This is a genomic window from Mogibacterium diversum (assembly GCF_938028775.1).
Classification (GTDB): Bacteria; Bacillota; Clostridia; order Peptostreptococcales; family Anaerovoracaceae; genus Mogibacterium; species Mogibacterium diversum_A.
Genome location: NZ_CALIZG010000008.1, coordinates 1 through 19,586, shown reverse-complemented (window position 1 = coordinate 19,586; position 19,586 = coordinate 1). Strand labels below are relative to the sequence as shown.

15 protein-coding genes, 6 tRNA genes and 1 rRNA gene are annotated in these 19,586 nt (G+C 39.1%); 18 read left to right on the top strand and 4 right to left on the bottom strand.

From position 1 onward, the window contains the following. Nucleotides 1–131: 131 nt before the first annotated feature. Both ychF and lgt read right to left on the bottom strand, forming a co-directional pair. Nucleotides 132–1,223, bottom strand: a complete 1,092-nt coding sequence (gene ychF / locus Q7O90_RS01725; protein ID WP_304126694.1) for a redox-regulated ATPase YchF — start codon at nt 1,221–1,223, stop codon at nt 132–134. Nucleotides 1,224–1,234: 11 nt separating this feature from the next. After that, complete coding sequence (lgt, locus tag Q7O90_RS01720) at nt 1,235–1,993, bottom strand: prolipoprotein diacylglyceryl transferase (RefSeq protein WP_304126692.1); 759 nt, start codon at nt 1,991–1,993, stop codon at nt 1,235–1,237. 158 nt (nt 1,994–2,151) lie between these two features. Between lgt and Q7O90_RS01715 the strand changes: the two genes are divergently transcribed. From Q7O90_RS01715 to Q7O90_RS01685, 7 genes are all read left to right on the top strand, one after another. Beyond that, nucleotides 2,152–2,228: transfer RNA gene (locus tag Q7O90_RS01715), tRNA-Met, on the top strand. Nucleotides 2,229–2,231: 3 nt separating this feature from the next. Next, nucleotides 2,232–2,307 (top strand) — tRNA-Val (locus tag Q7O90_RS01710). A gap of 6 nt (nt 2,308–2,313) precedes the next feature. Beyond that, nucleotides 2,314–2,390: transfer RNA gene (locus tag Q7O90_RS01705), tRNA-Asp, on the top strand. An 18-nt stretch (nt 2,391–2,408) separates the two neighbouring features. Then, nucleotides 2,409–2,484 (top strand) — tRNA-His (locus tag Q7O90_RS01700). Nucleotides 2,485–2,505: 21 nt separating this feature from the next. Then, nucleotides 2,506–2,580 (top strand) — tRNA-Gln (locus tag Q7O90_RS01695). Nucleotides 2,581–2,585: 5 nt separating this feature from the next. Further along, nucleotides 2,586–2,659 (top strand) — tRNA-Cys (locus Q7O90_RS01690). A gap of 133 nt (nt 2,660–2,792) precedes the next feature. Continuing rightward, nucleotides 2,793–4,166 (top strand): L,D-transpeptidase, encoded by a 1,374-nt coding sequence (locus tag Q7O90_RS01685; protein WP_304126689.1) that lies wholly within the window; start codon nt 2,793–2,795, stop codon nt 4,164–4,166. Nucleotides 4,167–4,274: 108 nt separating this feature from the next. On the opposite strand, the gene Q7O90_RS01680 is transcribed toward Q7O90_RS01685, so the two are convergent. Further along, nucleotides 4,275–5,063: a PHP domain-containing protein gene (locus tag Q7O90_RS01680; RefSeq protein ID WP_304126687.1), complete on the bottom strand. Its 789-nt coding sequence runs from the start codon at nt 5,061–5,063 to the stop codon at nt 4,275–4,277. A gap of 125 nt (nt 5,064–5,188) precedes the next feature. Next, complete coding sequence (purR, locus tag Q7O90_RS01675; protein WP_287299998.1) at nt 5,189–5,986, bottom strand: pur operon repressor; 798 nt, start codon at nt 5,984–5,986, stop codon at nt 5,189–5,191. Between the two features lie 150 nt (nt 5,987–6,136). Between purR and murC the strand changes: the two genes are divergently transcribed. The 11 genes from murC to Q7O90_RS01620 all read left to right on the top strand — a co-directional run. Continuing rightward, nucleotides 6,137–7,513, top strand: coding sequence for a UDP-N-acetylmuramate--L-alanine ligase (gene murC / locus Q7O90_RS01670; RefSeq protein WP_304126682.1), 1,377 nt, complete (start codon nt 6,137–6,139; stop codon nt 7,511–7,513). 12 nt (nt 7,514–7,525) lie between these two features. Continuing rightward, nucleotides 7,526–8,230, top strand: a complete 705-nt coding sequence (locus Q7O90_RS01665) for a DapH/DapD/GlmU-related protein (RefSeq protein WP_304126679.1) — start codon at nt 7,526–7,528, stop codon at nt 8,228–8,230. A gap of 41 nt (nt 8,231–8,271) precedes the next feature. Continuing rightward, a complete protein-coding gene (locus Q7O90_RS01660) occupies nt 8,272–9,219 on the top strand; it encodes a ribose-phosphate diphosphokinase (protein WP_106056649.1) in 948 nt (315 codons plus the stop codon). 71 nt (nt 9,220–9,290) lie between these two features. Continuing rightward, on the top strand, nt 9,291–9,860 hold the full coding sequence (gene pth / locus Q7O90_RS01655; RefSeq protein WP_304126674.1) for an aminoacyl-tRNA hydrolase: 570 nt from the start codon (nt 9,291–9,293) through the stop codon (nt 9,858–9,860). A gap of 2 nt (nt 9,861–9,862) precedes the next feature. Beyond that, nucleotides 9,863–13,222 carry a transcription-repair coupling factor gene (mfd, locus tag Q7O90_RS01650; RefSeq protein ID WP_304126671.1) on the top strand — a complete coding sequence of 1,120 codons (3,360 nt, stop codon included), beginning with the start codon at nt 9,863–9,865 and terminating at the stop codon, nt 13,220–13,222. Between the two features lie 97 nt (nt 13,223–13,319). After that, nucleotides 13,320–14,960, top strand: a complete 1,641-nt coding sequence (locus Q7O90_RS01645; RefSeq protein ID WP_304126668.1) for a putative polysaccharide biosynthesis protein — start codon at nt 13,320–13,322, stop codon at nt 14,958–14,960. A gap of 124 nt (nt 14,961–15,084) precedes the next feature. Next, entirely contained in the window at nt 15,085–15,363 is a 279-nt protein-coding gene (locus tag Q7O90_RS01640) for an HU family DNA-binding protein (RefSeq protein WP_009643555.1), read from the top strand. A 272-nt stretch (nt 15,364–15,635) separates the two neighbouring features. After that, nucleotides 15,636–16,667, top strand: a complete 1,032-nt coding sequence (locus tag Q7O90_RS01635) for a hypothetical protein (RefSeq protein WP_304126663.1) — start codon at nt 15,636–15,638, stop codon at nt 16,665–16,667. 74 nt (nt 16,668–16,741) lie between these two features. Further along, complete coding sequence (locus tag Q7O90_RS01630; RefSeq protein ID WP_304126660.1) at nt 16,742–16,981, top strand: RNA-binding S4 domain-containing protein; 240 nt, start codon at nt 16,742–16,744, stop codon at nt 16,979–16,981. A 378-nt stretch (nt 16,982–17,359) separates the two neighbouring features. Beyond that, on the top strand, nt 17,360–17,794 hold the full coding sequence (locus Q7O90_RS01625) for a LytTR family transcriptional regulator DNA-binding domain-containing protein (protein ID WP_304126657.1): 435 nt from the start codon (nt 17,360–17,362) through the stop codon (nt 17,792–17,794). 713 nt (nt 17,795–18,507) lie between these two features. Further along, nucleotides 18,508–19,586 (top strand): 16S ribosomal RNA (locus Q7O90_RS01620); the annotation flags it as partial.

Sequence of the window (19,586 nt, the reverse complement as noted above, 5' to 3'; positions counted from 1 at the left end):
TAAAAAAGGGACCACTTTCAACTTGAAAGCTTTACGGGATTACACCTACAAAAGCTAACATGACATAACTTTTTGGCTCAATCCAAAACTTTAAGTAGTCCCTTTATCATAAGCTACATGTATATTATTATCTATACATTGAATAAGAAGTGAATTACATCTCCGTCCTGCACGACGTATTCTTTGCCTTCAGATCTAATCAGGCCTTGTTCACGGGCTTTGCCGAGGCTGCCACCACATTCGATTAATTTGTCGTATGCAATGGTCTCAGCTCTTATAAAACCTTTCTCGAAGTCTGTATGTATCTTTCCAGCCGCCTGAGGAGCTTTTGTTCCTTTTGTAATTGTCCAAGCTCTAACCTCAGGTTCGCCTGCGGTCAGGTAAGATATTAAATTGAGCAGGGCATAGCTCGCTTTTATCAGCTTGTCTAGACCAGATTCCTCTATGCCTAGATCTTCAAGGAACATCTCCCTTTCATCATCTTCAAGAGCAGCCATTTCAGCTTCAATTTCCGCGCATATCTTTACGCAGCCTGCACCCTCAGTAGCTGCAAATTCAGAGACTTTAGCAACATACTCATTATCTTCACTTGCTACTTCATCCTCGGAAACGTTAGCGACATAGATTACTGGCTTAAATGTAAGCAGGTCCATAGATGAAATGATTTCTTTCTCTTCATCCTCGAGCTCCATAGCGCGAGCGCACTTACCTGTTTCAAGCCACGTTTTAACTCTTTCGAGCAGTGCGACCTGCTTGCCGAGAGTTTTATCGGCCTTCATGTTTTTGTTAAGTTTTACGATGGCTCTTTCCAAGACCTCTAAATCGGCAAATATGAGCTCGGTATTAATCGTATCTATGTCATCTAGCGGATCGATGTGACCATTTACGTGGACTATATTGTCATTCTCAAAGCATCTTACAACATGAACGATAGCAGAAACCTCGCGGATGTGACCAAGGAATTTATTTCCAAGACCCTCACCTTTTGAAGCACCCTTAACGAGCCCAGCTATATCACAAAATTCTATAGTCGTGTAAATAGTCTTTTTTGCCTTGTAGATATCCGTCAGTACCTCAAGCCTTTTATCTGGAACGGTTACAACACCAACATTTGGCTCAATTGTGCAGAAAGGGTAGTTGGCAGCTTCTGCTCCAGCCTTAGTGATTGCGTTAAATAATGTGCTTTTTCCTACGTTAGGTAGACCTACAATGCCTAGTTTCATTTTTTTACCTCTTATAAATTATTCTTAATATTATAATCGTTTCTTTTCCGAAGATATACGTATAATGCGATTGAAACGATAAAGATAACTATGCTTATAACTTGAGCTTGCCTCAAGAAACCAATCATCAAGCTGTCTGTTCTTAATCCTTCTAATAGGAACCTCTCTGGCGCATACAGAAGTCCATATAGACATGCAACCTGCCCAGGGAATTTTCTATGCTTAAAAATAGATGAGAGGATAATAAAAATAATAAAACACCATATCGATTCATATAGAAAAGTAGGGTGTACCGATTTCCCGTCTATTATTATTGCCCATGGAAGGGTTGTTTCAGTGCCGTACGCTTCATTGTTGAAAAAATTTCCCCAGCGGCCTATCGCTTGTGCAAGAGCAACAGAAGGGAGGATTAGATCAGCAACATCTATAAAGCTAATTTTCTTATACTTACAAATAGCGTATGCTGTAATAGAACCGAAGATTAAACCACCGTGTATTGCCAGACCTCCGCCGCGAATATCAAAAATTTCTGAAGGTGAATCGCTATAGTAATTCCAGTTGAATATAACATAGTAAATTCTTGCCCCAAGTATTCCAAGTGGGAGAATACCCAAGACTATATCTAATACATCTTCAGAAGCTAATCCATATCTTGGTGCACGCTTATAACTTATAAATAGCGCAAGGAGTGCGCCCGAGGCAATTAGTATGCCATACCATCTTATATCGAAGCCTGCTATTGAAATTGCAATTGGACCTGGTGATGTCACAGAAACCTCCAATACAAAGTTGATTTTTAAAAAACATACTAGGATAGTATATCATAAATGAGCTAAATTAACGAGATTATCACAGAAAATGAAGATGAAGTATTGACAAGAATAATGACGTTTGGTAATATAATTTGGCGACACATTAGTGCGTATATGGCGGCGTAGCTTAGCTGGCTAGAGCGTCCGGTTCATACCCGGAAGGTCGATGGTTCGAGTCCATCCGCCGCTACCATTTGGACGCTTAGCTCAGCTGGGAGAGCATCTGCCTTACAAGCAGGGGGTCATAGGTTCGAGCCCTATAGCGTCCACCATATTTTGGCCGGGTAGTTCAGTTGGTTAGAATGCCAGCCTGTCACGCTGGAGGTCGACGGTTCGAGCCCGTTCCCGGTCGCCAATTTTTAAAATCGATATGGTGGGTATCGTCAAGCGGTTAAGACACAGGGTTGTGGCTCCTGTATGCGTGGGTTCGAATCCCACTACCCACCCCATTAACTTTTACATTTTAATATTGGGGTATCGCCAAGCGGTAAGGCAACGGACTCTGACTCCGTCATTCACAGGTTCGAATCCTGTTACCCCAGCCAATAATGGCGACATGGCCAAGTGGTAAGGCAGAGGTCTGCAAAACCTTTATCCCCAGTTCGAATCTGGGTGTCGCCTCCATAACTGAAACAGCTGAACGATTAGTTTAGCTGTTTTATTTTGTTTTGACATGAACACCTCGTTGTGATTTAATTAATAGGTATAGATTTTACAAAATTCATTTAAATTAATAATTAAGTAAGGAATTGTAGACTTGAGAAACAAAAATGTAGTGCAAAATCTCGCTGATAAGAAAGTTGGTACTGGCAAGCGAGCTAAGATAATCATTGCGATTATTGCATTGATTTTTATATGTGTGGGTGCATTTGGAGGCTACAGGTACAGCAATGCGACAACATTCCCTAAGGGAGTAAAAATCGATGGTGTAGATGTATCTGGACTTAAGACTGAAGCGGCGGTAAAGAAGATTACAGATGCAAATAACTCATTTACAATAGAAGAAGAAGGACAAGAGCCTAAGAAGATAAACACATCCTTTACCTATGATATTAAATCAGCAGTTCGTGCCAAGATAGGAATATCATCGGTTGATCCAAGGGTATTGATAGGTAAGGGTGTTAGCTATAATATTTCGCTTAAAAACGCAGGCGGAATCAAGGAATCTGCAAAGACTATAGGCGATGCTGTTCCTGATGCTCAAGGTGTTAAATACACTGAAGATGCATATATTGATTACAATAACATGAAGATTGTTCCAGAGATCCAAGGTGATAGTGTTGATTTCACTAAGGTGGCAAAGGCTATTGCTGAAAAAAAAGCTTCTGATTACAAATTCAACAAGTATAAGATTGATCGAAAGAAGCTTATATCAGAGCCTAAGGTTACTGCAGAATCGCTTAAGGATGAGTTTGAATTTGCTAAAAAGTATATTTCAAAGCCACTTTATCTAAATACTGTTACCGGAACACCTTATGAAGTGGATCAGAACTCGCTTGCAAAGGTTATCCTTTATACAAAGGAAGGACCTAAGTACAGTAAGAAGGGCGCAAAGGAAGTTGCAAAGGGAATAGCAGAAAAGTATTCGGGAAATACTTTAACTGTAAAGACTCTTGCTGGTGATAAGACGCTATATAATAATGCACTTAAGCTTAGTGTAGATGTTGATAAAACTGCGGATTCTATTCTTGAGTCGGCCAAGAATGGGAAAACTGGAACAATTGTGACAGATAGAGCAGCCTCTAGTGGAGATGGTTCTCATCTTGAGATTAATCTTGCTGCTCAAAATGTAAAATACATAAAGAATGGTAATGTGGTATTCACATCATCAATTGTTTCTGGAGGTCCAGGACATAGGACGAGAACAGGAATATTTAAGATAAACGGCAAGATGCGTAATGTCACGCTTAAAGGTCGTAACGACGACGGTTCAGATTATGAATCACCTGTAAGCTACTGGATGCCTTTCGATGGTGGAAATGGCCTTCATGATGCAACCTGGAGAGGTGCATTTGGTGGAGGTATTTATGTATCTAATGGTTCTCATGGCTGTGTTAATATGCCTCCATCAATGGCTGCGCAGCTATTTGGGATTATTCCTGCAGGGACAATAGTATACGTGTACAACTAGTAATATTAGAATATAGCTTAGGCTTTAAAATAAATATTTAAATAGCGCTAGCATCAATTGAAAAATTGATTGTTAGCGCTTTTCTGATGCGGATTTATTAACTTGATATTACTTATGTTCGAGAGCTTTCTTAACTCTATGCTTTCTGAGTGGTGAGTATAGAAGCCCGAGGCTGAAATTATAAGCTATAAAAGCATAGACTGAATAAAATGCATGAGCATGCTTTGATTTTAGTGTCTCGCCACGAACGATACCACCACAGCTTATCGAGTTATCTTTGCTTTCGGAAGCCTTGTGAACGGCTGAAATTAAATCATCGCAGCAGCATATATCATCTGAAAACAGCGTATAACCCATGCCAACATACTCGTAATCATGTGAATCGGATCCACCAAATGTAGGTTTATAGAAGTCTTTAGCCAGAATCTGAGAAAAGTCATTTGCAGTTTCAGTTTCGCAAGCGTTAAAACCTTCGATGAAATCAAATTCCTTAACAAGAGCCTTGTTTCGTTTGAGCGTTTTAAAAAGCATCGCACTTGAGCTTCTGGTGCCAAACGGATGAGCAGGACCGACGATGCCTCCGACCTGGTGTACAAGATTAATGAGCTTTTCAACCTTCATTCCACGCATCGTGAGTGCTTTTAAGTGAACGCCATCTGGCAAAATTACGATAAAGTGTCCAGCATCTCTCGTATCGTATTCGACACCTCTGATTACTATAAATTTACTGTCAGGATTTTCTGCTTTCCAGCGATTATATCCTCGGTAAGAATCATGATCAGTTACAAGCATCCCGTCATACCCTTTTGCAGAAAGCATTTTAACATATTCAGAGATTCTAACTTTGGCATCTATTGAGCCATACCTTGTATGGCAATGCATATCGAATTTTAACAAAACAAACTTCCCCTAAAATTAAATTGTTTTGATTATATAACCTTATTATGTCAAAAATATGTAGAAATCAAAGCAAATACAAGTATATTGCATTATTGTAGATCACTGAATATATATTATTTATATTATTCAAATGATGCTTTGATCAGATTAGCGTCTTCGTCGATTGAATCGAGATATATAACTGGAAGGTAAGAGGCAATTTTTTTCTTGACAGGTTCTCTTGATGCTATTGCCACACCCGCGCCAGCTACATCTATATCGAACTCAGATAGGATTTCTGATACACCCTTCAGGCTTCCTCCTCCGCGCATGAAGTCATCTATGATTATAGCGCGCTTGTTTTGGGAAACTGCTCTTTTTGAGATAGACATTTTTTGTATTCTATCGTATGAGCCTGAGAAGTAATTGATGCTTACGGTAGAACCCTCTGAATATTTTGCCTCGCGCCTAACAACTACCAAAGGCAAATTCATCATAAAAGCTACATCGGCGGCTAATGATATTCCTTTAGTTTCTACTGTTACGACATAATCAGCATTTAAATTTGCAAATTTGCCTGCAAAATAAGTGCCCATGCTGCGCGTTAACTGTCCGTCGAACATGATGTCTGAGGTGTATAAAAAGCTTCCTCCGAGAATCCTTGCTGGATCGGATAATTTATTTACAAGAGTCGTTTGTAGCTGTTTCAATCTATCATCTGATAACGCTGGTACATATCTTAATCCGCCGTTTGCTCCTTGGATTGTCTCAATCCTACCGATGCCCTCTGAGGCTATAATCTCTCCGGCAGTCGTAATATCTTCGCTGAGGCTAGATTTTGCAATATCGAATTTAGAGCAGAATTGATTATAAGAATACTGCTTACTTGGGTGAGAAAGAAGCTCGGTAATTAAGCTTCCAACACGCTTATTTTTCTTCATAGCAAATTCCTCCAATAACATTCATTTTACTGTTATTAGACCAAAAGTCAATTCGTGTTCTTATCGTGTTTAATGTCTTTTATTCGTTGAAATCATAAGGGATATGCCGTATAATTATTCGAGGTATTAATTAGCTTGGAGGTAAATAAAGTGGCTGACATTTCAAAGTTCAAGAGAATTCATTGCCTGGGTATTGGCGGTGTAGGTCTATCAGCTGTCGCAGAGATATTACAGGATAATGGTCATGTAGTTAGCGGAACAGATATAAATAGATCTGATATTACTGATCACCTGAATAGGATTGGTATTAAAGTGTTTTATGAGCACAAAGCGGAGAATGTAGATGATGTTGATGCTATAGTTTATTCAAATGCAGTATCTGATACTAATCCTGAGATTGTTCGTGCAAAGGAAAGACGAATTCCGATATATTCCCGCGCAGAAGTACTGGGAATGATTATGAGCAACTATAAGCACAGTATTGCTGTATGTGGTACACATGGAAAAACTACTGTTACATCCATGACTTCGCTCATACTTCGTGATGCAAAGTATGAACCAACAATTCTTGTCGGCGGAAATGTTGAGGAGATTAAAGGCAATGTAGAAATTGGTGGCAACAACTATTTTGTTACTGAAGCTTGTGAATACATGGATAGCTTTTTGCATCTTAATCCAACGATAGGGGTGCTTCTCAATATAGATTCAGATCACCTAGACTATTTTAAGGATATGGACCATATTGTTAAATCGTTTAAGGAATTCGTTTCTAATATTCCTAAGAAAGGCATTATTATTGCATTTGGGGAGAATCCTTTTGTAAAAGAAGCACTAAGAGGACTTACGAATGTAATAACGTATGGATACACCGACAGCAACGACTTTTATGCTGAAAATATTTCGTTTGATGATAGAGGATTTCCAGAATATGATATTTGTCATGAAGGCAAGACTCTCTGCCATCTACATTTAGGCGTACCGGGTGAACACAACGTCCTGAACTCGATGGCTGCGTATGTTACAGCTAGATATCTTGGTGTAGACGATGATGTAATCGCTGGAACACTTAAGAAATTCAAGGGAACTCACAGACGCTTTGATTTTACTGGTGTTACCAAGAAAGGTGTTAAGATAGTTGATGACTACGCTCATCATCCGACAGAAATAAAGGCAACTCTTTCAGCTGCTAGTAAGGTTAAGTATAATAAGCTAAGAGTTGTGTTTCAGCCACATACATATACTAGAACAAAGGCACTTTTTGAAGATTTTATAGATTCGTTTGACCATGTTGACTCACTTATCATAACGGATATCTATGCAGCTAGAGAGAAGGATGTCTACGGTGTTTCATCATACCAGCTAGTGAATGCAATTAAGGCAAAGTATCCTGATAGGGAAGTTTATTATGTTCAAGATTTTGAGGACATAGTTAAGTATCTTTCTGCCAATGCAGAGATGGATGATATTGTGATGACGATGGGTGCCGGCGATGTCTATAAGATTGGACAGATGATGCTTGAAGTATAGTGGAGGGATTACATGACTATTGAGGAATATAGGAATTGCGAAAGCGCCAGGCTTGAAGCAAATAAACGTAGGATGGAAGATGACGGAGTTAATTTCGTAGACCTCTACTCTGCGTATATAGATGAAGAGGTTGTAATTGAAAAAGGTGCTACAATTGCTCAGAATGTCACAATCTCAGGCAAATCTATAATTAGAGCAGGTGCTTACATAGGACAATCTTCAGTTCTTAAAGATGCTGAAGTAGGTAGCGGTTCCACTGTTGAAGCATCATATATATACGAGAGTAAGGTCGGAGCGAATACTAGCGTTGGACCATTCGCTTATATCAGGCCGGGCAGTATTATCGGTGACGAATGCAAGGTCGGTGACTTTGTTGAAGTTAAGAACTCTACTATTGGAGATGGAAGTAAGTCCTCGCATCTAACGTATATAGGTGATGCAGATATAGGTAAAAATGTAAATCTCGGATGCGGAGTAGTATTCGTAAATTACGATGGTACTAAAAAGTATCGTTCCAAGATTGCTGATGATGCATTTATCGGATGTAATTCAAACCTTGTTTCTCCGGTTGAAGTGGGTGAAGGTGCGTACGTAGCGGCAGCGACTACAGTCACGGAAAATGTTCCGAAAGACGCCCTTTGCATAGGAAGATCGCGAATGACCACAAAGGAAAATTGGGTACGTAATCGTAAAATTTTAAAGAAAGATAATAAATAAAAAAAGATTATATTTTTAAGTTCACGTATTGGAGGTAAATAATGAACAAGGTCTTTTCCGATCTAAAGCTTTTTACATGCAACGCACATCCAGAGCTCGCAAATGAGATTGCTGAATTAATGGGAATTAAAGTTGGAAAATCAACTGTTAATAAATTCAGTGATGGTGAAATTCAGGTAAGTATTTGGGAGTCTGTAAGAGATTGTGATGTATATGTTGTACAGCCAACTTGTGCACCTGTTAATGACCATTTGATGGAGCTGCTTATCATGATTGATGCCCTCAAGAGAGCATCAGCTGGAAGGATCAACGCAGTAATTCCTTACTATGGATATGCGAGACAAGATAGAAAAGCGAAGGCAAGAGATCCAATTACAGCTAAGCTTGTGGCTAACTTAATTCAGGCTGCCGGAGCAGATAGAGTTATCTCAATGGACCTTCACGCTAATCAGATTCAGGGTTACTTTGATATTCCGGTAGATCACCTTCTTGGATTACCGATACTTACAAAGTACTTCAAAGAAAAGAATCTAGATAATGTTGTCGTTGTATCACCTGATCACGGAAGTGTTACAAGAGCAAGGAATATGGCTGAAAGACTTGATGCACCAATTGCAATTGTAGATAAGAGACGTCCAGAGCCAAATAAGAGTGAGATTATGAATATAATCGGAGATATTGATGGCAAGAATTGTATTCTGTTAGACGATATGATTGACACCGCAGGTACTATTTGCAATGCAGCAAGTGCACTAATTGAACTAGGTGCAAAAAATGTATATGCCTGCGCAACACACGGAGTTTTGTCAGGACCAGCAAAAGAGCGTCTTGAGAAGAGTCCTATACAGGAACTAGTTCTTTTAAATACGCTTCCGATCGATGATGAGAAGAAATTAGACAAGATGACATTTATATCTGTTGGACCAATCTTCTCGGAAGTTATTACAAGGGTTTACCAGGGTGGATCCGTAAGCACTTTATTTGATTAATTGATATAGCACTGTGATTTATGGCAACGGAGGGAACTCCGTTGCCAATCTGTCTATTGGAGTAAAAGAGTATGTACATTATTGTAGGACTAGGGAATCCTGGGGATAAATACGCACAGACAAGGCATAATATGGGTTTTAGAGCAATTGATAAGCTTGCCGATGATCTAAATGTTGATATCACCAAAGCTAAATTTAAGTCACTTATTGGAGAATGCAGAATCGGCACACAGAAAGTGCTTCTTGTTAAGCCACAGACTTATATGAATCTTAGCGGGGATGCTTTGAGAGAGGTAGCAAACTTTTACAAGGTGCGTTCAGAAAACATAATAATTATATATGATGATATTGATATTCCTCTTGGAGCTATTAGAATTCGTAAATTTGGTGGTCCAGGTACACATAATGGTATGAGATCAATTGTTAGCCAGCTCGGAACGACAGAATTCCCAAGAATTCGAACTGGCGTTGGTAGTGGCGACGGTTCACTTGTTGATCATGTAATTGGAAAAGTTTCAAAGGATGAGAATGCAATTCTCGATGAAACAGCTGCAAAAGCAGCTAAGGCGGCAAGGGATATTATCGAGGTTGGTATCGATAAAGCCATGAATCTCAACAATACTACTAAGAAAAAGGACTAGATATGAAAATTAATATCACCGGAGTTAGCGGAAGTAGGGTTGCCTACTACGCAGCCAAGGAGATTGTTAAGAAGAAAAAGACATTGATTATCGTTTCCAGAGCGGATGTTGCGACAAGGCTCAAGGACGATATTTCTTTTTTTGTACAGGACAGAGAAATCTTTATAATGCCTGAAGAAGATGAACTTCAGATAGTTTATGAGGCGAAAGACAGCAATGCAACTATACAGAGTTTGAAAGATCTAGATGCGTTATGTTCAGATGAAGAAGCTGTTGTAATTGCCCCGATTTCGGCAGCTTTAAAATCTCTTCAGCCAGCAAAAAGGTTTATAGATTCAGTTATAAACCTTAAATTAGGTATGAGGATTGATCCGAAAAAATTGAAGAGTGAGCTAGTGTCAATTGGATATACGTCATCTTCAATAGTTGAAGCAGAAGGCGAGTTTAGCACTCGTGGAGGGATAATAGACATCTTTTCACCTAACCACGCAGATCCAATAAGGGTTGAGTTTTTTGATGATGAAATAGATTCGATTAGATACTTTGACTCGGAATCACAGATGTCACTTGAAAATATTGATTCTATCCGTATATGTCCAGCTGCAGAGTTTGTGCCTACTGAACGAGAACGCCTTGATGTTCTTCCCTTGATAATTGGTGAATATGATAGGCGCCTTGATGAACTGAAAACCCAAAATGGTGAAAAAAAACTATCCGATGGCAGAATAGACAGAATCAAGGAGCTTAAGAGCCGCATTACAGAGATGTTTACGGAATGCACCAATGTGCAAATATTTGCCAACTATCTAAAGTATTTCAATCTAAAGTCCGAAAGGCTATGGGATTATCTGGGATTATCAGACAGTTCGAACCTAATGATATATGATCCAAATAGAATAGAAACTGAGATTCCGGAGCACGAGGGAAAAAACGATCTTAAGAAATTGTATGATATGGATCTTATCGTATTCACACCATTTCCAGAACCTATAAAGGAGATTGATGAATTTAATAGGGTCATAAATGTAACTAGCAGACAGATTGCTAGCTTTAACGGGCAGATGGAACTCTTTGGAAGAGAGATGAGAAGACTATCCAAAGAAGGATATGAAGTCCATATAGTTTCTAATGAGCGCGCGAGACACGAACGCATTCGTGAGTATTTAGAAGATGCCAAGATTTTCGGACATTTTAGATATGATATAGGACTTCTCGGATCGGGAATGATGCTCGATGACGAAAAGCTTTGCTATATAACGGATGCAGATATTTTTCCCAATATAAGAAAAAACACAAAAAGAAAGTTGCGTCGTAAGACAAAGAAACAAGATTTTTTAGATCTTCACGCTGGTGACTATGTTGTTCATGAGGAACATGGAATAGGGCGATTTGAAGGGATTAAAACTCTGGAAGCCGATGGAGAAATAAAGGACTATTTAAAAATCCATTATTCAGGTACTGATGTTCTATATATCCCAACTGAACAAATGGATATTGTACAGCGATATATTGGAAGTGAAGGAAAAGCACCTAAGCTGTCCAGGTTGTCTGGTGGGGATTGGCGCAATACTAAGGCTAGAGCACGTAAGGCAATTGAGGAAATTGCTGAGGATCTTGTTAAATTATATGCTGAGCGTGAACTTCGTGGGGGCTACGCATTTCAGCACGATACTGTATGGCAGCATGAATTTGAGGAGAGATTTCCGTATCAGGAAACTGATGATCAGCTGCAAGCTACAGAAGAGATAAAAGCAGATATGGAAAAACCTCTACCTATGGATAGACTTCTGTGCGGAGATGTTGGTTACGGTAAGACAGAAGTGGCTGCTAGGGCAATTTTTAAGTGCCTCTCTGAGGGAAAGCAAGCTGTATTTCTTGCTCCTACAACGCTTTTGGCCAATCAGCACTTCAATACATTAAAAGAACGTTTTGAAGATTATCCATTCAACATAGAAATGATGTCTAGGTTCGTAAATGAATCACACCAAAAGAAAGTGATTGAAGGATTATGTAAAGGTACTGTAGACTTAGTTATTGGAACTCATAGACTGCTGTCAGAGGATATATCCTATAAAGATTTAGGATTACTAGTTATAGATGAAGAACAGCGCTTTGGTGTAAAACATAAGGAGAAAATCAAAATGGCAAGGCAAACAGTTGATGTTTTGACGCTTTCCGCAACTCCGATTCCAAGAACTTTGAACATGTCGTTAACAGGTATTAAAAATATAAGTACCATTGAGGAACCTCCTCAAGATAGGTATCCAGTACAGACATTTGTATCTGCTGAAGACGATGAGCTTATAAGAAACGTAATCAGGCGTGAACTTGATAGAGGTGGACAGGTATATGTCATATATAACCGCGTAAATGGAATTAATGATGTTGCAAAACGTATAAATTCATTAGTGCCGAATGCTACAGTTGCGGTTGGACATGGGCGTATGAACGAAACAACACTAGAAAATGTCATGCTAGATTTCGTAGAAGGTGAAGTAGATATATTTGTGGCAACAACGATTATTGAAAATGGAATTGATATTCCAAACGCTAATACCATAATTATATTAAACGCAGATAAACTCGGGCTTTCGCAGCTGTATCAACTTAAAGGTAGGGTAGGAAGATCAAATAGACTTGCCTATGCGTACTTACTGTATAAACCAGAAAGAGTTTTGACAGAAGTCGCTACAAAAAGACTTGCGGCAATAAGAGAGTTTACCGAGTTTGGCGCAGGTTTTAAACTTGCGATGCGTGACCTAGAGCTTAGAGGAGCGGGAAATGTCTTGGGAGAGGCTCAACATGGTAATATAGCTGGAATTGGTTATGAACTATACGTTAAAGAAATTGATAAGGCTGTTAGAAGATTAAAAGGAGAGAAAATAACCGAAGGAAGAGAAGACATATCTATAGAAGTTGATATTCCTGCGCGTATTCCTGCTGAATATATAAAGGATGAAACGCTTAAATTGCAGGCATATAAGAAGATTGCTCAGATTGCGAATCATGAAGAGGCTGAGGAGCTTGTAGCAGAACTGATTGATCGATACGGTGATCTACCTGATGTAACAGTGGATCTTATTAGGATTTCCGAGATTAAATGCTTTGCAGCTGAGCTAGGTGTAAGATCTATATTAGAACGTGGTGGGCGTTATGTAATTGAATTTAATGAAGAGAATAATGCAGATGCATTCACACTGATTGTAGCTAAACAAAAGTATGGAGACCAGCTTGTGATAAGTAGTGGTAATAATCCTTTCCTTAGCCTACAGAAAGGTAGAGAAAAACCAGCTGTGAGAATCTTAGATTTAATGATGACGATGGCGGAGGCTAGACTCCAAGGACTTGCACAGTCAGATTAGAGTACTAAATCAACCAATCTTAATCATGGACATATTTACGTGTTATGGTATAATCGGCGTTAGTGCTGAAATACACTTTTTGTTATAGGAGATATAAATGAGTAAAATTCAACACTCTGAACATGGTGCTAAATTCGTAAAAGGAGCGGCAATCCTGTCGATTACAGGGATAATTGCCAAGGTTTTTGGTGCGTTCTTCAGAATTCCACTTAACAATTGGATTGGCGCTGCAGGTATGTCATACTACGGGGTAGCCTATCCTATTTATTCGTTCTTTCTTATTATAGCAACTGCAGGACTACCGGTTGCTATTTCAAAGATGGTATCTGAAAGGGTAGCTATTGGCGATTATATAAATGCGCACAGGGTATATAAAGTGTCTCTTCACATCATGTTTGCTATAGGTGTGTTTGGATTTATTGTATGTTACTTTGGGGCTGATATAATCGCTGCTCATAGTAAAAATCCAGGTGGTGCAGCGTCACTAAGAGCTATAGCACCAGCATTATTGACCGCACCAATTGTTGCATCATTCAGGGGTTATTCTCAAGGACAGCAACAGATGATGCCTACTGGAGCATCGGAAGTTATTGAGCAACTGATGAGAGTATTTGCTGGGCTTGGACTAGCCTATATGTTCCTTAGTTCAAGTAGAGATCTTACAAAAGCAGCCGCAGGTGCTACATTTGGTGCCTCTGCTGGTTCAATAGCTGCGCTTATACTTCTACTTGTTGTCTATATTGTGGGCGGTAAGGAACGAAAACTCCATTTTCAGAAATCAATTCATAAGGATGAGCCTACAAAATCTATATTCAGTCAGCTTCTTAAGATAGCAGTTCCAATTACAATTGGATCAGCTATTTTACCATTCATGATGATTGTAGATTTATGGTTGGTAATGAGAAGACTACAAGCAACAGGCTGGACTCATCATCAATCAAAGCAGTTATATGGATTAATCAGTGGATTTTGTGATCCACTAATAGGATTTCCGCAAGTGTTTACTATTGCTGTGGCAGTAAGTCTTGTTCCAGCTATTTCATCAGCATTTGTAAGGGAAGACATGGTGGGACTCCATAAAAATATACAAACGGGAATCAAAACCAGCATGATAATAAGTTTTCCTTGCATGATTGGACTGATTGCTTTAGCTAGACCTATTCTTTTCTTGCTTTATCCAGGACAACCAGAGGATTCAGCTCTTGCAGTTCCTACGCTGCAAGTTTTGTCGTTGGGTATAGTGTGTTTATCGATACTGCGTACATTTTCGAGTGTTTTACAAGGTATAGGGAAACCTGCGATTCCTGTTATTAACCTATCAATCGGTGTCGTATGTAAATTTATAATCACATATATACTAGTGGGGATTCCGGCGTTTAACATAAATGGAGCAGCTGCAGGAAATGTTGCGGCATATGGAATAACGGCTATACTTAACTATCGTGCTATGCATAAACTCACCGGTACAAATATTAATATAGTCGGAACATTTGTTAAGCCAGCAGTGGCGGCGCTTGTTATGGGGGCGGGGGCTCATGGATCATACTTGCTAATATATAAGATTTTGGGAAGCAATTCTCTTGCAACACTAGCTACGATGATAATCGCTGTATTCATATATATTGCCGCAGTATTTGTTACAAAGTGTTTAGGCCCCGAGGAAATTCTAATGATGCCTAAAGGAGAGAAACTTTTGAGGCTAACGAACAAATTTCACTTGACGAATAATAGTAAATGATGCTTATTTTTATACTTTATAGGCTTTTTACAGACTTTAAGCAAGATAAAACAATCAATTCGTTGACTTTTCAATACTTCAACAGTATAATACGTGTAGTTAAGTTACCATAAGGAGGAAAATTATGAATAAGGCTGAATTAGTAAGCAAGGTTGCTGATAAGACTGGTTTTAAGAAGAAGGATGCAGAAGCAGCTTTGGATGCTGTACTTGGAACTATTGAAGAGTCCCTAGTTGCTGGAGACAGTGTTAGACTTATCGGTTTCGGTACATTTGAGACAAGATCAAGAAAGGCTAGAAAGGGTAGAAACCCTCAGAAGCCAGAGGCAGTTATTGATATCCCAGCTTCAAAGGCACCTGTTTTCAAGGCAGGAAAGTCGCTTAAGGATGCAGTAAATAAGTAATTGAATTATACTTAGGGAGATGGGTACGATGTGCCCATCTTTTTCTTTTGTCAAATTTAATTGCCGGAGTATACGAAAAAATAGAAGTGCGTTTATAATTAAACTGAAGTTAATCTGCGTTCTTGCCGTGCTCCTCAGAAATTTGCATTGCTGATAGAAATGAGTAATCGAAGTTATATATACGATGCGTGTACATTATATTACTTAGGACAGGTATAGTTGTTACTGCTAATGGGGTATAGGTTAAATTGAAAGGATAGAAATGGATAGAAATGGCTAGAATAGTGTTACTATGTTCACTCGTGCTTTTGGCTCTTCTTTACCTTGGAATCTGGTTTGGGGCATATAAGTACCTAAAGAACAAGAAAGTTGATGGCGTATCGCTTCTTGATAGAGCTGTAAACGAATCGAAAGATACGAGTAAGATTCCTCTGAATGAGCTAATAGTTTATTTTCTAATGATAGCAATAGCCGTTAGTGGTGCAATTAAGTTAATGCATGGGGCAGGTTCAGGGTTTTCAATTATGGCGAGATGGATTATTGGACCGCCTGCACTAGCGCTTTTTAATGCTCGAAAAAGGACGGGTAGATCGCTTATGGTTCTCGCGGCAACGGCACTTCTCTCGGTATTTCTTATGGTAGCTTTTTCTATAATCGGCCTCCCGAGCAAAGCGCCGATTGTATCAATCGCTGGCATGGATATTAAGATGTCTCAGACGAAGGCTTCAGAGCTAATGGACGAAGGTTTCGATATATATGAGCGTGTGAGTGACGAAACTTGTAATGAGGATGATTATATAAATATTTCAGCTTCCCCGAGATATAGAAGATACTCACTTAACAGCAATATATTTATACCGGCAGGATACAAGCGAGCTGAATCGGGGATACTTTATTCGAAGTATTTAATAGTAAAAAATAACACTGTAGTTGGAGCAATACATTTCTTTGGCGATATGAAAAAAGACACTTTGTTAAAGGATTGTAAAGTAGTTGCCATTATGATGGATGAGGATTGTATAAAAAATGCTAGAAAACACGGCAACAAAGTCAACCTTAATGGGCTTAATCTGCTATCTACTTTAAAAGAACAAGACTTTAAGGAAACTTTTGGAAGTCATTTGTGGTCAGTTCCGAATTATCCGACGGATGAGACAAGCCTCTATTATGGTATACAATGGACTCCAAGGAGTGATCACTTATTTTGGAATGAATATTATTCATATGTAAGATTCAATAGAAGTAATATGATGACAGATTTCCAAATTGTTGCAGAGATAGCTCGCAATTACGATGATAATTAGCGTGTTTTGATTTATGTAAAGTTTATGTACAACATAAAAAATATAACAATGAAAAATAATAAAGCGGAGGAAAAATGAGGGTAGATAAATTTTTAAAGAATTCTAGAATAATAAAAAGGCGTACAGTTGCAAAGGAAGCTTGTGAGCAAGGAAGAGTGGAAGTGAACGGTAAAATTGCTAAGCCTGGGATTGAACTCAAGGAAGGGGATACAATTAAAATTGCATTTGGAACAAGTGTACTAGAAGTGCGAGTGGAAAAGCTTTTAGATAACGTTAAGAAGGTTGATGCAGAATCAATGTATACTGTTGTTTAAATGCGTCCAAAAACCATCATGTTAATTCTATTGTGAATGTAGCTCGCTTGAAAGGACCCCTATTTAGTATAAATATATTTATTAGAAAACGTTCACTGAGTGCTCGATGCTAAATACATTTGAGAACGACAGATAAGTAGTGAAATAGTCTTTGAATCTTAGAAAAAGATGAAAAAAATAATAAGAAAAAACAAGTTAAAAAAGCGTAATTTTTTCCAAATAGCATAAGTTGTGGCAGTGCTACAAATAACTTCAATATATTGATTTTGAGGTCGAAAAAAGTCGATTTACTTTTAGTGCTTGTAAGGTTAATATTAAGCCACCAGTCACCCCTGGTTGTAAATGTGTGTTATTTCATATCGTAAGAAGGAGCAAATTATGTATAAAGAGAACACAGACACAATATCAATTATCACTGGGTCGACATGCGCGCAAGTTGCTATTGATGACATCGAATTTATAGATAGGGAAGGAAAGTCTCTTCTAATTTATACGTCATCATACATATACAAAACTTTCGCAAAAATTGATGATATCGCTTATCCATTGATAGGCAGGTCGTTTTTTAGACCTCTTGTTGGCCTAATTATTAACTTCGATAAAGTAAGAAAAATTGACAAATACGAAATCGAATTTGAATCTGGAAGGAAAATAGGTATAGGAAGAAACAATCATTCTAAGATTAGAAGGGCGTATAAGAAATATCTATTTAGATATCCGCCATATGTAACTGTGGATTGGGAGAACAAGCCACACGCGACAATTAACTCACTTTGGGAAGATGAAGTAAAATACAAAGGGAAAAATCATTAAGTGAGTTAAATGCATTGAAAGTCTGCGCTATTTTAGTGTGAGTTAAAGAAGGAAAAGTAAAATAGTGTAAATAAATACATAGTATCAATGTAATTGTAAAAAAGTGTGAATGAAAGAATAAATGATAACGATGTAAAGCTGTAAATGATATAAATCAGTTTTTATTGATACACATAAAGAAAAAGAGCTATTAATATAAGAAAAGTGTAAAATAAATAATAAAATTACAAAATTGATACTACATATAAAATGCAAATCTAATAATAAAAGGAAAAGAATGCCAACCAGGGGTTGACAGGCAATAGTGCAGACTTTATAATGAAAAGAACTTGTTTTCTAAATAGAGTGCAAGTGAGCGAGCCAGGGCGTGGCAGGCAAGAAATCTTAAAAAAGATGAAAAAAGTGCTTGACGAGTCAAAAATGGTGCGCTATAATGATTAAGCTGTCGCGAGAGAGTGGACAACAAAAATCGCTCAAACGCAGTCAGCAGAACCATGACAACTTCATAGTGTAGAAACTGGTCAAGAGATCGACACGGTGAAAACCGGAGATCAGATCTCAAGATCGTATAAGAGACAAACGATGTACAATATGTCGTATGTCCCTGTACAATTCAAACACAAACAACAATGATTCGGAAATAACGAGTCGAGACGCGATAAGCGTCATCCATTAACAGGATTTGGATGAATCGAAAGATTCTTCAGATAACATTTATTAAGAGTTTGATCCTGGCTCAGGATGAACGCTGGCGGCGTGCCTAATACATGCAAGTCGAACGCTGGAAATCTAGCTTGCTAGATTGAAGGAGTGGCGAACGGGTGAGTAATACATAAGCAACCTACCCACGAAGACTGGGATAATCTCTGGAAACGGGGACTAATACCGGATAGGTAATCGGAAGGCATCTTCTGATTATTAAAGGTTAAAAACACTGGTGGATGGGCTTATGGCGCATTAGTTAGTTGGTGAGGTAACGGCCCACCAAGACGATGATGCGTAGCCGGCCTGAGAGGGTGAACGGCCACATTGGGACTGAGACACGGCCCAGACTCCTACGGGAGGCAGCAGTAGGGAATTTTCGGCAATGGGGGAAACCCTGACCGAGCAACGCCGCGTGAGTGATGACGGCCTTCGGGTTGTAAAGCTCTGTTGTAAGGGAAGAACGGTAGATAGAGAATATCTAAGTGACGGTACCTTACCAGAAAGCCACGGCTAACTACGTGCCAGCAGCCGCGGTAATACGTAGGTGGCGAGCGTTATCCGGAATTATTGGGCGTAAAGGGTGCGTAGGCGGCCTGTTAAGTAAGTGGTTAAATTGTTGGGCTCAACCCAATCCAGCCACTTAAACTGGCAGGCTAGAGTATTGGAGAGGCAAGTGGAATTCCATGTGTAGCGGTAAAATGCGTAGATATATGGAGGAACACCAGTGGCGAAGGCGGCTTGCTAGCCAAAGACTGACGCTCATGCACGAAAGCGTGGGGAGCAAATAGGATTAGATACCCTAGTAGTCCACGCCGTAAACGATGAATACTAAGTATTGGGGAAACTCAGTGCTGCAGCTAACGCAATAAGTATTCCGCCTGTGGAGTATGCACGCAAGTGTGAAACATAAAGGAATTGACGGGGGCCCGCACAAGCGGTGGAGTATGTGGTTTAATTCGACGCAACGCGAAGAACCTTACCAGGCCTTGACATCCCTTGCAAAGCTGTAGAGATACAGTAGAGGTTATCAAGGAGACAGGTGGTGCATGGTTGTCGTCAGCTCGTGTCGTGAGATGTTGGGTTAAGT